The sequence below is a fragment of the Alicyclobacillus fastidiosus genome (genome assembly GCF_026651875.1).
In the GTDB taxonomy this organism is placed as follows: domain Bacteria; phylum Bacillota; class Bacilli; order Alicyclobacillales; family Alicyclobacillaceae; genus Alicyclobacillus; species Alicyclobacillus fastidiosus.
The window spans coordinates 1,212,936-1,224,170 of record NZ_CP104067.1; the positions used below are offsets into that span (position 1 = coordinate 1,212,936).

Consider the following 11,235-nt stretch of genomic DNA (forward strand, 5'->3'; position numbering starts at 1 on the left):
TTCATGGATTGGTTGAACCCCTGTCTGTTTACAGGTGTTGCGCTCCTGATTGACTATCTAGTCGGCGATCCGCCCCGCATCCCCCACCCGGTCGTCCTCATCGGCAGGTGGATTAAGTGTATCGACGAGTCGTGGAATCAACATCCGTCGGCGTTTGTGCGTTCGCGCATACTTGGGAGCATGTTGACGGTTGCGACCGTCGTCGGCGCGGGTGCCCTCACCTGGTTGATTCTCTATCTGCTGCACTTTGTCTCGCCGTGGCTCGCCATCCTGGCGAACGTGTGGCTGATTTCGACGACCATCGCGTGGCGCGGGCTCCTTAAGGCCGGACAGTCTGTACAAAAGGCGCTTCAACGCGATGGCATCGAGGCCGGACGCGCGGCTGTCGCAATGATTGTCGGGCGCGACACGGCACATCTCGACGAGGCCGAGGTGACCCGCGCCTGTGTGGAGACGCTCGCGGAGAACATCGTCGATGCGATTGTGTCCCCAGTGGTGTTCGGCTGCATCGGTGGTGCGCCCTTAGCGATGGCCTATCGCGCCGCGAATACACTGGATTCGATGGTCGGGTACAGGAGTGCGCGCCATCGCCATTTCGGCTGGTCGTCGGCGCGGTTGGACGACCTGTTGAACTACGTTCCTGCGCGGTTGACGGCGCTTCTCTTGTTTGTCGCCATCGCCCTGTGCAAGGGCCATGCCCACCGGGCCTGGCGCACCTGGCGCCGGGATGCGCACTTACACCCCAGTCCCAACAGTGGCATCCCCGAATCGATGGTGGCGGGCGCACTTGGCGTGCAGTTGGGCGGTCAAAACGTATACGATGGCGTACTGTCCAATCGCGCGACGATGGGCGACGCCACGCGTTCTCTCGAGTCCGCGGACATTCGGAGGACGGCACACCTGGTCAGCGCCGTTTCGTGGGTGTTGTTCGCAGCCGCTCTCGTCGCTGCTGGCGTCTGGTGGGGCTTTGCAGAGGGCGTGCGCCCGTGGGGCGCGTAACGGCCGCTTTGAACAGAACCGTGCGACAGAAGGTACGGCATTTCATTCATCTAGTGAGGAGAGTCACATGGCACACGGCGGAAAAGTGTACGAGTATGCGGATACGCACGGGATCGATTTGGCGAGCGTGTTGGATTTTAGCGCGAATATCAATCCGCTTGGACCTCCACAGCGGGTCCTCGTGGCGATAGAAAGGGCGTTACCCCACGTGGTCCACTACCCTGACGCCAGGCATTTTGCGGTCAAGGAAGTCGTCGCGCGAGCGCACGGTCTGCGGGCGTCGTCCGTGCTCTGTGGCAATGGGGCGACTGAGGTGATGGAGCTCGTGTTTCGCGCGGTGCGCCCGTCGCGGACGTTCGTGTTAAATCCGGCGTTCTCCGAGTACGCAGACATCGCTCGTCGCGTGGGTTCCATGCCGACCGCTCTTTCTTTGACGCGCGCGGACGGAGCGTGGTCACTGCCGCTGGAAGCCCTCGACCGGCAACTTCAGCCGGGCCATCTGGTCGTTATCAACACCCCGCACAACCCGACGAGCAGCGTGTGGCCGTGGCCGACCTTGAAGGCGTGCGTGGAGCGCTGGTGTGGGCGAGGGGTGTTTGTCGTCATCGACGAGTCGTTTATTGACTTTCTGCCGGACGGACGAGAGATTTCCGCCATCGCGGACGCTGCCGTGGCAGAGCGGTTGTTCGTCGTCAGATCCGCCACCAAAATCTACTCCATCCCTGGCCTGCGCTTTGGCTTCGGCGTCGGACACGAGGAGTTTGTGCGCGAAATCGAGCGCAATCGCGACGGCTGGAGCGTGAATGCACTGGCGCAGGCAGCGGCTTGCGCGGCGTATGAAGACGCGGCTTTCCTCGAGGCGACACACAGGTGGCTCGAGGAGGAGAAGGTGTATCTCGAGAACACTTGGGGTGCGGATATGCGGCTCATCTGGCATGCGCCAGGCGCGAACTTTTTCCTCGTCGACTTTCGGTCGACGGAGGTAGCACAAAAGGTCGTGCAAGCGCTCGTCGAGCAGGGGATCTTCTGTCGACGCTGTGATGATTTCCAAGGTCTTGGCGCCCGCTACGTGCGCTTTGCGATTCGCTCGCACGCCGACAACGTACGGTTGCGGCAGGCCGTGGCGGACGCGATGGACGGACTGGACCGGTCAATTCCGTAAGTCAGGGACCCCAAGCGGGCCGACGGCGTGCTCCCCGAGTGCTGCTCTGGCTTCTTCCCAGATGGGCATCGCGCACTGTTTTTCGTAGTCGTAGGCAATCAGGCTGCCCTCTGCTCGCGCGACCCAGGCGCCACTTTCGTCTTGAATCGCGTGGTGCACGGAGAAACTGGAGTTGCCAATGCGTGGGATCCACGTGGTGACCGTCAATTGTTGTGCATAGGTGACTTGTGCCAGAAAGTCGCAGCGGGTGGAGGCGACAATCAAGTTCCACTTGTCGAGGGAGAGCGACGGGTTAAACAGTCGGAACACGTCAATTCGGGCATCTTCCATATAGTTCAAATATTGTGTGTTGTTGACGTGCCCGAGGCCATCACATTCGGAAAAGCGCACCTGAATCAATCGAGTAAACATGTCTTCACTCCTGGACCAAAGATAATCTCTATCCTAACAAGGGAGAATGAGAAAGCGAAGGTCGAATTTAGAAGGAACCTGGAGAATGACAGAGAAAACATATCACCATCTCGATCATATGAATTGAATTTCTGTCATTATTGGAGTCGGTGAAAATGGTCTCAAATGGGCCACTGCGTTTGGATATCAGAGATGTCTCGACGGCGGTCATGGAATACATATCGGACTTGCTAGTGGTCCTTTCCCCCGATGGATGCATTTGCGAAGCGTCGCCGTCCGTGTATCGGAACCTTGGCGTGACAGGACATGGTCTCATTGGTACACCGCTGCGAGAGCACATCCATCCGGAGGATGTCGTTCAATTCGAACGCTTACTGACCGACGTCCGAAACGCGCCCGCGAGCGGAGTCCGCCACGCAAAGTGGCGATGCTTACACGAGGAATCTGGGCCGCTCTTCCTAGCGGTGGACGTCATTCCGAAAGCGGACGGCGCCGGGGAGCTTCAGTGGGTCCTCCTGTGCGCCCGAAACATCACCCAGGAGCGCCGGATTCAGGCGCAAATTCATCGAAGTGAACAAGTCTACAAATCCCTTTTTGAATATAACGCCGACGCGGTCTTTGCACTGGATCTTGAAGGCCGTTTCGTGGAAGTGAACAAGGCGTGCGAGCGCGTTTCCGGTTACGCTGTTGAGGCACTCCAGGGAACTGCGTTTTATCCCCTGATAGCCCCTGTGGAGTTAGCGGTCGTCAACCAGAATTTTGTCCGTGCGTGCCGCGGGGAGCCTAGCAATCATGATGTCACCATCATTCACCGCTCGGGAGAGCGGGTCGTGTTGAATGTCACCAGCTTGCCCATCACAGTGGATGGCCAGGTTGTCGGCATCTACGGCATCGCCAAAGACATCACGTCGATTCGTCACAAGGAGAAACTCTTGCTCGTCCAAAAATCCGTGTCGGAATCGATTGCGGCCGGTGACGACGTCGAGCACGTTCTACAGCAGATCACAGAGTGCGCCGGAGAGCTGTTCGAGGACTGTATCCCGTGCATCATGCTGGTCAGTGAACGCGGTGACGCCCTGCTGCCTGCAGCTTGTTCGGATAAGCTATCGATGCAATACATCGGCGCCTTGGACGCGGTGCCGATAAACCCCAATGCCGGAAGTTATGGGGCAGCCGCTTACAACAACAAACCGGTCGTCGTCACGGATATCGAAGTGGATCCCCTGTGGCAGAATTATCGCTCCCTGGCTCGCGCCGAAGGGCTGCGCGCATGCTTCGCGGTGCCGATTTTGTCCGATGACCACCAAGTCGTTGGGACATTCGGTGTCTACTACAAGACGAGAAAGCAACCCACAGGGGAGGTCATGGAAGCGCTGAAGACCTTCTCACACTTGGCGGGACTGGCCATCGTTCGACATCAGCATGCGGCCAAGCTGCACGCATTGGCCAATACGGATCCACTTACAGGGCTGCCGAACCGTCGTTATTTTATGGATAGGCTGCGCTCTGCGGTCCAGGCGGGAGAGCAGGTCGGACTTATCTTTCTCGATCTCGACCGGTTTAAGTGGATCAACGACACCTTGGGGCACACGTTTGGCGACAAGGTTCTCGTAGAGTATGTGCGCCGGGTGAGTTCATGCCTCGACACACGAGCGCTCTTTTCTCGCCTTGGCGGTGATGAGTTCGCGGTGATTGTGCCAGACGTGACTACGGAGCAAGACGTGATGGCCGTGGCCGAGCGGGTTTTGCGGCTGTCCGACAAATTGGTCCACATCGACGGGCACAACTTGCGCGTGACCTCGAGTATCGGAACGTACTTGTCGCCCGATGCGGAATGTGACGTCGAAGCGTTGCTCAGCAATGTGGACACCGCGTTGTACACGGCGAAAAACAGCGGGCGGAACAACATCAAACGATTTGATCCAAACATGAAATTTGTCACGTATGACCGACTGGTCATGGAAAGTGACATTCAGAGCGCCATCGACCAAGAGCAGTTCTACATGGTCTATCAACCAAAGTTTCACGCAGCTGACGGCCGCATCACTGGCGTCGAGGCGTTAATTCGGTGGAATCATCCGCGGGAAATGCTCATTTCCCCAGGCGATTTCATCCCAGTGGCCGAACAGGCGGGGCTCATCAGCAGCGTCGACGAGTGGGTACTCCGTGAAGTCTGTCGGCAAATTCAGGTGTGGGCCCGCCACGGGCTCGAGATACCTGTGAGTGTGAATATCTCACAGATTCACTTTCAGCAGTTTGATTTCGGAGACAGGCTCCGCCGAACCATCGAGCAGTACGGCGTCAAGGCCGGCCTCATCGACATCGAGATCACGGAAACGGCACTGATGCAGCACGCGACAGAAGCGCACGTTTTCGCAAAACTCCAAGAGCTCGGAGATATCGGCGTGACCGTATCGATTGATGACTTTGGCATCGGGCACAGCTCGCTGAACCTCTTGCGCAAATTCCCTGTGGATTTCCTGAAGATTGACCAGAGTTTCGTTCAAGATCACCAAAAGCCCGACATCGTGACGGCCATCATCCAGCTTGGTCACAGCCTTTGCATGCGCGTGGTAGCCGAGGGCGTGGAGTCGCAGGTGGAGCTGGACTTCTTAACGGCACAGGGGTGCGACGAGATTCAAGGTTACTTGTTGGCCAGACCGATGGCGCCGGAGGATATTGTCCGCACATACGCATGAGTCGGCCGCGAGGGCACTCGTACGTTTACTTTGGCAAGGTGAAATTTACGGCATCCGAATCTATCACATTGGAGATACTATTTTGATGCAACCGCACCTCGGCTGCTTTTTACAGGTCGCGGCGAGGCCATCACCGCGAGCGGCGACCGTCCGCCATCTACACGGTACGATTCCGACGCGCGATCGTCTCTGGGGAAGGACGTGAGGAGGGGTTTGATGTTTGGGCGAAATCGGCGAGACATCGAGTTGAGCGAACCAGATATCGCAGACGCGTGTTGTGACTTTATCGCCAATCGACTCAATTGCATGCCGCAGGACGTCGTGGTTCAGTTGACGTTTAGCGACGAGGATGGGTTCGGCGCAGATATCACGGTTCGAGGCGTTCGTGAGAATTCCATGCAACAGTTAGATCTCGTTGACGCGATTCAAGAGTACGTGGCCGAGCGCGAGCGGTATCGCAGCGCAAAGAACAATGTGACACACGTGGAACTACAGTTTTCTGACCATCGCGGAGTCTACGCGCAAGTGCGCTATTTGTGATTTGCGGCCACCTGTCTGAACGGAGGTGAAGTCCCCCACCAGGGGCAAGTTGTTGAACAGTACTTCAGCACTGGTCAATATCATCCTGATTTTCGTGTTGGTATTTCTGAACGGGTTTTTCGTAGCCGCCGAGTTCGGCCTGGTCAAGGTGCGTTCGAGTCGGATCGACGAACTGGTCACGCAGGGCCACAAGCGAGCCAGAATGGCGAAGGGTGTCATCGCCCACTTACATACGTATCTATCCGTCTGTCAACTTGGGATTACGCTGACGTCGCTGGGGCTCGGTTGGATCGGGGAACCGACGGTGGCGCACCTATTGGAGGGCCCACTCACGCGAGTTGGCCTAGGCGATGCCGTCGACACCATCTCGTACATCGTGAGCTTTGTGGTCATCACCTATGTTCATATCGTCCTGGGTGAAATGACGCCGAAATCACTCGCCATTCATCGTTCGGACGCAGTAGTGCTCAATGCCGCGCCAGTTCTATCCGTCCTCAGCAAGCTCATGTACCCGTTTATCTGGGTGTTCAACGGCTCCGCCAACGCTTTCCTCAGATTTAGTGGAATGAATGTCACAGAAGAAGACGGAGAGGCCTATACGGAGCATGAGCTGCGAATTTTGATGAATGAGAGCCACAAGAGCGGCTTGATTGACAGCACTGAAATGGCGTTGCTCGACAACATTTTCGAGTACTCAGACAGGATTGCTCGGGAGATCATGATCCCGCGCGTCGACATCATTGCCATTTCTGCGGATGCTTCCGAGCAGGAAATCATGCGTCTAATCACCGAGCATGAGCACACCCGGTACCCGGTGGCCGACGGCGACAAGGACCATATCATCGGTTATATCCACGTGAAGGACATGTACGTGAGGGAGAGCGGACGGAACGTCATGGATTGCATCAGGCCGATGATCAAAGTTCCAGAGACCACAGAAATTCACGATGTGTTGCGCGACATGCAAAAGTCCAGGACGCAGATTGCCATCGTCGTGGACGAGTATGGCGGCACTGCGGGGCTCGTCACCATGGAGGATATCATTGAGGAGTTGGTGGGCGAAATCCAAGACGAATTCGACGACGAACTGGCACCCGTGGTGAAATTGGGGCAAGAGTACTCGGTAGACGGGCGACTTCTCATGGATGAAGTGGTCGATTTGCTGGGGCTTGCGTTCCATCCTATCGATGTGGACACCGTCGGCGGCTTCGTCATCTCCCGCCTGCGCAAGATTCCGGAACAAGGGGATTCGGTGGTCCAAGGCGAGTTTACGTTTACTGTCGAGCGAGCGGAACAAGGGCGCGTCACAAGGGTTCGCATCAGCGGCCCGAATCCCTCCTAAAGTGGGGATGGCGCCGCCTGCCGCCTATCGACGAAGGCGGCAGGGGGCGTCTCGTTTTGGCCGGATTGCAATTTAGCCTTCGAAAGAGGCGGCTGCAGACTCCTCCATTTGGCGCAGCTCGATGCGCCGAATTTTGCCACTGTTGGTCTTGGGGAGCGAATCGACGAACACGATAGCTCGCGGGTATTTGTACGGTGCCGTCGTCCGTTTGACGTGCTCCTGAAGCTCAGCAACTATGTTCTGGTCCTCGGCGTCATCCGGGTTGCGCAGAATCACAAACGCTTTGACGATATGCCCGCGCTCCGCGTCGGGACTTGCAACGACGGCGCACTCGGCCACTTTTGGATGCTTCACCAACGCGTCTTCCACCTCAAAGGGGCCAATCGTGTAACCTGCGGAGATGATGATGTCGTCGGATCGACCTTCAAACCAGAAGTAGCCGTCCTCATCCACGCGGCCCTTGTCTCCGGTCACGTACCACTCGCCCCGATATGCCCGACGCGTGCGCTCCTCGTCATCCAAATACCCTTGGAACAGGGTCGGATGTGTCTTGTGGACGGCGATATGCCCAATCTCACCAACTGCGAGCGGATGCCCGTCGTCATCGACGATACTCACGCGTGTGCCGGGAAACGGTTTTCCCATCGATCCGGCCCGAACCTCCATGTCCCGCAACGTCCCCACCAACAAGCTGTTCTCCGTCTGACCGTAGCCGTCGCGCACCGTGATCTGGAATTGGCGCGCGAACGTGTCGATGACTTCGCGATTGAGGGGTTCGCCGGCGGAGCAGGCGGATCGGAGTGCGATTTGGTATTTCGAGATGTCGCGAACCTTCGCCATCAGCCGATACTCTGTGGGAGTCGCACACAATAGCGAGACGCGGTGGTCCTGCATCAGTTGCAAGTAAGTGTCCGGCTGAAAACGTCCTTTGTACACGAACGCGGTCGCACCGTTGCCGAGGATGGATACGAACGGGCTCCACACCCACTTCGCCCAGCCAGGCCCAGCGGTCGCCCAAGCGATATCCGTCGGCTTCGCGTCAAACCAGTATGTCCCAGCGACGGCGAGGTGTTCGCGCGGCCACGCGTAGCGGTGAACGACACCCTTGGGGCCCCCCGTGGTGCCGCTTGTATAGGAAAGAAAAGCGATGTCGCTGTCTTCGGTCTCCATAGAGAGGTCCGCATCGGATACATCGCGCACGAGAGATGCCAGCGTGGTCCATCCACGTACGTCGCTTCCAACGCTGTAGAAATGAGTGAGGGTTGGACAGTCGACGCGGCTGTCGTCGACTTCGCCCGTCAGGGTGTGATGCGCGATGACGGCGGTGGCTCCCGCATGGTGGACTCGATATCGGATGTCGCTGCTGCGGAGCATCTCTGAGCCAGGCATGACCGTGGCTCCGGTCTTCAACAGAGCCAGGTACACGATATACGGTTCCATACCTTTTGGCAGCAGGACCAGGACCCGCGAGCCCTTGTGAATCCCATTGGTCATTAAGGCGCGCGCCAACTGGTTTGATCGGCGGCGTAATTCGTCGTATGAAAGCTGTTCTATCTCGCCGTACTCTCGCACACAATACACAGCCGTCTTGTCTGGCGTCTGCCGCGCAGTTTTGTCGACTTCGAAAGCAAAGTTATACCCCAACGCAACAACCTCCCGACTCACGAAAAATTCTGATAGCGCTTTCAGTATAGCATAGCGAGCCAAATAGAGGGGGGAGATACTGTGTAAGTCAGCGTTCACTCGGCCTGCCGTGGTACTGCGATGCTGGATAGGAATGGTATATCATGCAATGAATGTCTATATGGGGCAGATGAGGAGTCGGCGAAATAGGAACAGGGGGCCTCAGCCCCCTGTGATGCTATGTATTCGTTTCGATCAATACATGACAATCGGCGGGTCTACAATTACGGTTCCCTGCGACGTCGTGATGGCGAGGTACATATGTGAACCTTCAGTCCACTCTACGAATGATACATCTCCTACGGTCCATGTTTGAGCATTGGCCGGAATGGATGACGTCGTGTCTGTACCCGTCGTATCCGCACTTGCGAGAGCTGGTACAGTGACGATTGACGCCAATGACAATGACCCAATGACTACTGCGCGGTGTAGAGCTTTCATCCGTAACATCTCCTTAGGCTGGATCTGTGTATTCGCGAATTGCCTCCAAGAACGTATCGACTACTCTGGGGTGATACAGTTTTCCTCGTAGAGATAAAATCTCCTCGATGGCAGCAGATTTCGATTTCGCACCCTGATATGGGCGATTGGAAATCATGGCATCATAACTGTCAACGACAGCGACGATAGCGGCCCCTATGGAGATTTGGTCTCCCTTCAAGGCATACGGATAACCACTTCCGTCGTAGCGCTCATGATGCTGCTCTGCAATATAACTGCCTTGTGCAAGATATGGCAAGGGTGATGAATTCAAAATGTCCCTACCATAAATCGTGTGCTGTTTAATTATATCAAATTCTTCCGGCGATAGTCTGCCAGGCTTTAGTAGAATTTCATCCGGAACATTTATTTTTCCGATATCGTGAAAGAACGCTCCGTAACTTAGAGAAAACAGTTCGGTAGTGGATAGCCCCATTTTCTCCCCGATAAGTACGGAGAGCCGGCGAATACGTTCGCAATGTTGGGCTGTATATCCGTCCTTTTCGGCTATTTCAATCGCTAGCTTATAAAATTGCCTGGTAGATTCACTGTAATGGTGGAATACGTAGTTTGAACAGATATAAAGAAAGCTCGTCTGTTCGACGGCCGTGAAAATGATAAACTCACTGGCTGGCTCACAAGACAGCGTATCTCCAGGTCGCAAAATACCTTGCAGATCACCAGAAGCGTACCTTAGTTTGCCGGAGAGCAAGTAAACGGTTTCCAGCTCATTCCAGTCTTTCTGTGGTGCAATGGCCCACGAACACCCTGACTGAAGCTCATGATGAATGACTTCAGTTCCGTTGCGGCTCGATAGCAGGGACACCACTGTATGGTCAGTCTCTGCTCGTTCGATGGCGTCTCCACTCGGGATAAAGCGGAGCCAGTTCGGTTGCTTAACGCCTGTCATACTTAACACCTGCTCATCCCAAGGGTAGTAACACAACTCAGAACCGCTTTTTACATATGATTGCAAGAATATCATACCAAAAAACGCCGAACCACGAGTAGAAAAACAGCACCTTAATGGTTGGCAATTGTTGTGGTTTTGCCACGCACATTGATATGAACGATCCCAAAATTATTCGTATACGCGCCAAATAATGCTTCCCATCCAAGGTTCCGAGATAGGTCGAAATATTTCTGATTTTATCGAATTAAATATTCGGAACGTTGTGCAGGAATTTAATCTAGCGCTCCGAATATCATTTTATAAGTTTGTTTAACATCCAAATAAAAGGTGAGGGATCAAATGTTGTCTTACGGCAAGTGTTCTCGTCACTGGATGTGGAAATTCGGGTGCCGGCGGAAATGGTTCAAGCGGTGCATCCGGGACTTCGAGCAAGAGCACCGCAATCACTATCTGAGTCATCCAAACAGGAGCTTCGCAACAGGTTGTGCAGAATATGTCGCAGGCGTTCAACAAATCACATCCAGACATTCAGTCGACAGTGCAATTCTTCGAAAACGATCCATATAAGCAAAAGATTCAAATTGCAATAGGTACACACAACCCTCCAGATATTTTTACCGGTTGGGGCGGCGGCGTGCTGAAGTCGTACATCGATGCAGGAGATGTGTACGATCTCACTTCTGACCTTGAAATCAGACCCGGACTGGGCAAATCGGTTTCTTCCATCCGTTATGAAACCGGTTACCTTGAAGGCAAGGTGTACGGTATTCCGATTCGTCCAGGCGTGGAACAATTTCTTGTTTCCGTTGGTCCTCACCCAGAGTAACAGTCCCCGTGTCATGCCGATGGCCATCGTCAGTTTTCAAGGGCAGTATACGATGAATGTCCCAGTGACCATGGCGGCTGTCATTCTTTCAGCGCTGCCGCTGATCTTGGCGTACATGTTTGGACGTCGTTACTTGCTCCGGGGCATGCTTGCTGGATTTGGAAAATAAGGAGACTGGAG

Annotated in this window: 11 protein-coding genes; 7 read left to right on the forward strand and 4 right to left on the reverse strand. The window is 55.4% G+C overall.

All coding sequences use genetic code 11. The annotated features are described in order from the left end of the window. Positions 1-3: 3 nt before the first annotated feature. Positions 4-999, forward strand: a complete 996-nt coding sequence (cbiB, locus tag NZD89_RS06200; protein WP_268006879.1) for an adenosylcobinamide-phosphate synthase CbiB — start codon at positions 4-6, stop codon at positions 997-999. A 67-nt stretch (positions 1,000-1,066) separates the two neighbouring features. After that, the gene (locus NZD89_RS06205; protein ID WP_268006880.1) at positions 1,067-2,161 is read left to right on the forward strand and encodes a pyridoxal phosphate-dependent aminotransferase; all 1,095 of its coding nucleotides are present in this window, start codon (positions 1,067-1,069) and stop codon (positions 2,159-2,161) included. Here NZD89_RS06205 and NZD89_RS06210 read toward each other — a convergent pair. After that, positions 2,150-2,572, reverse strand: a complete 423-nt coding sequence (locus tag NZD89_RS06210; RefSeq protein WP_268006881.1) for an acyl-CoA thioesterase — start codon at positions 2,570-2,572, stop codon at positions 2,150-2,152. The two genes, NZD89_RS06205 and NZD89_RS06210, sit on opposite strands and share 12 nt — an antisense overlap. A gap of 155 nt (positions 2,573-2,727) precedes the next feature. Here NZD89_RS06210 and NZD89_RS06215 point away from each other — a divergent pair, with 155 nt between their 5' ends. From NZD89_RS06215 to NZD89_RS06225, 3 genes are all read left to right on the forward strand, one after another. Next, positions 2,728-5,271 carry a bifunctional diguanylate cyclase/phosphodiesterase gene (locus NZD89_RS06215; protein WP_268006882.1) on the forward strand — a complete coding sequence of 848 codons (2,544 nt, stop codon included), beginning with the start codon at positions 2,728-2,730 and terminating at the stop codon, positions 5,269-5,271. A 216-nt stretch (positions 5,272-5,487) separates the two neighbouring features. Continuing rightward, complete coding sequence (locus NZD89_RS06220) at positions 5,488-5,811, forward strand: DUF2653 family protein (protein WP_268006884.1); 324 nt, start codon at positions 5,488-5,490, stop codon at positions 5,809-5,811. Positions 5,812-5,860: 49 nt separating this feature from the next. Then, on the forward strand, positions 5,861-7,153 hold the full coding sequence (locus tag NZD89_RS06225; protein WP_431308690.1) for a hemolysin family protein: 1,293 nt from the start codon (positions 5,861-5,863) through the stop codon (positions 7,151-7,153). Positions 7,154-7,225: 72 nt separating this feature from the next. On the opposite strand, the gene NZD89_RS06230 is transcribed toward NZD89_RS06225, so the two are convergent. The 3 genes from NZD89_RS06230 to NZD89_RS06240 all read right to left on the reverse strand — a co-directional run bounded on the left by NZD89_RS06230 (position 7,226) and on the right by NZD89_RS06240 (position 10,226). Further along, positions 7,226-8,797 carry an acetate--CoA ligase gene (locus NZD89_RS06230; RefSeq protein ID WP_268006886.1) on the reverse strand — a complete coding sequence of 524 codons (1,572 nt, stop codon included), beginning with the start codon at positions 8,795-8,797 and terminating at the stop codon, positions 7,226-7,228. 234 nt (positions 8,798-9,031) lie between these two features. Further along, positions 9,032-9,277, reverse strand: a complete 246-nt coding sequence (locus tag NZD89_RS06235) for a hypothetical protein (protein WP_268006887.1) — start codon at positions 9,275-9,277, stop codon at positions 9,032-9,034. A 13-nt stretch (positions 9,278-9,290) separates the two neighbouring features. After that, positions 9,291-10,226 carry an HD-GYP domain-containing protein gene (locus NZD89_RS06240; protein ID WP_268006888.1) on the reverse strand — a complete coding sequence of 312 codons (936 nt, stop codon included), beginning with the start codon at positions 10,224-10,226 and terminating at the stop codon, positions 9,291-9,293. Between the two features lie 496 nt (positions 10,227-10,722). On the opposite strand from NZD89_RS06240, the gene NZD89_RS06245 reads away from it, so the two are divergent. After that, a complete protein-coding gene (locus NZD89_RS06245; protein ID WP_268008406.1) occupies positions 10,723-11,055 on the forward strand; it encodes an extracellular solute-binding protein in 333 nt (110 codons plus the stop codon). A 19-nt stretch (positions 11,056-11,074) separates the two neighbouring features. Next, positions 11,075-11,224 (forward strand): hypothetical protein, encoded by a 150-nt coding sequence (locus NZD89_RS06250; RefSeq protein ID WP_268006889.1) that lies wholly within the window; start codon positions 11,075-11,077, stop codon positions 11,222-11,224. Positions 11,225-11,235 lie beyond the last annotated feature (11 nt).

What these genes read in the sequence shown, in the direction of transcription:
- NZD89_RS06240 (WP_268006888.1), bottom strand. Translation starts at nt 10,226, where the DNA reads ATGACAGGCGTTAAGCAACCGAACTGGCTCCGCTTTATCCCGAGTGGA.
- NZD89_RS06245 (WP_268008406.1), top strand. Translation starts at nt 10,723, where the DNA reads ATGTCGCAGGCGTTCAACAAATCACATCCAGACATTCAGTCGACAGTG.
- NZD89_RS06210 (WP_268006881.1), bottom strand. Translation starts at nt 2,572, where the DNA reads ATGTTTACTCGATTGATTCAGGTGCGCTTTTCCGAATGTGATGGCCTC.
- NZD89_RS06205 (WP_268006880.1), top strand. Translation starts at nt 1,067, where the DNA reads ATGGCACACGGCGGAAAAGTGTACGAGTATGCGGATACGCACGGGATC.
- NZD89_RS06215 (WP_268006882.1), top strand. Translation starts at nt 2,728, where the DNA reads ATGGTCTCAAATGGGCCACTGCGTTTGGATATCAGAGATGTCTCGACG.
- cbiB (WP_268006879.1), top strand. Translation starts at nt 4, where the DNA reads ATGGATTGGTTGAACCCCTGTCTGTTTACAGGTGTTGCGCTCCTGATT.
- NZD89_RS06250 (WP_268006889.1), top strand. Translation starts at nt 11,075, where the DNA reads ATGGCCATCGTCAGTTTTCAAGGGCAGTATACGATGAATGTCCCAGTG.
- NZD89_RS06220 (WP_268006884.1), top strand. Translation starts at nt 5,488, where the DNA reads ATGTTTGGGCGAAATCGGCGAGACATCGAGTTGAGCGAACCAGATATC.
- NZD89_RS06235 (WP_268006887.1), bottom strand. Translation starts at nt 9,277, where the DNA reads ATGAAAGCTCTACACCGCGCAGTAGTCATTGGGTCATTGTCATTGGCG.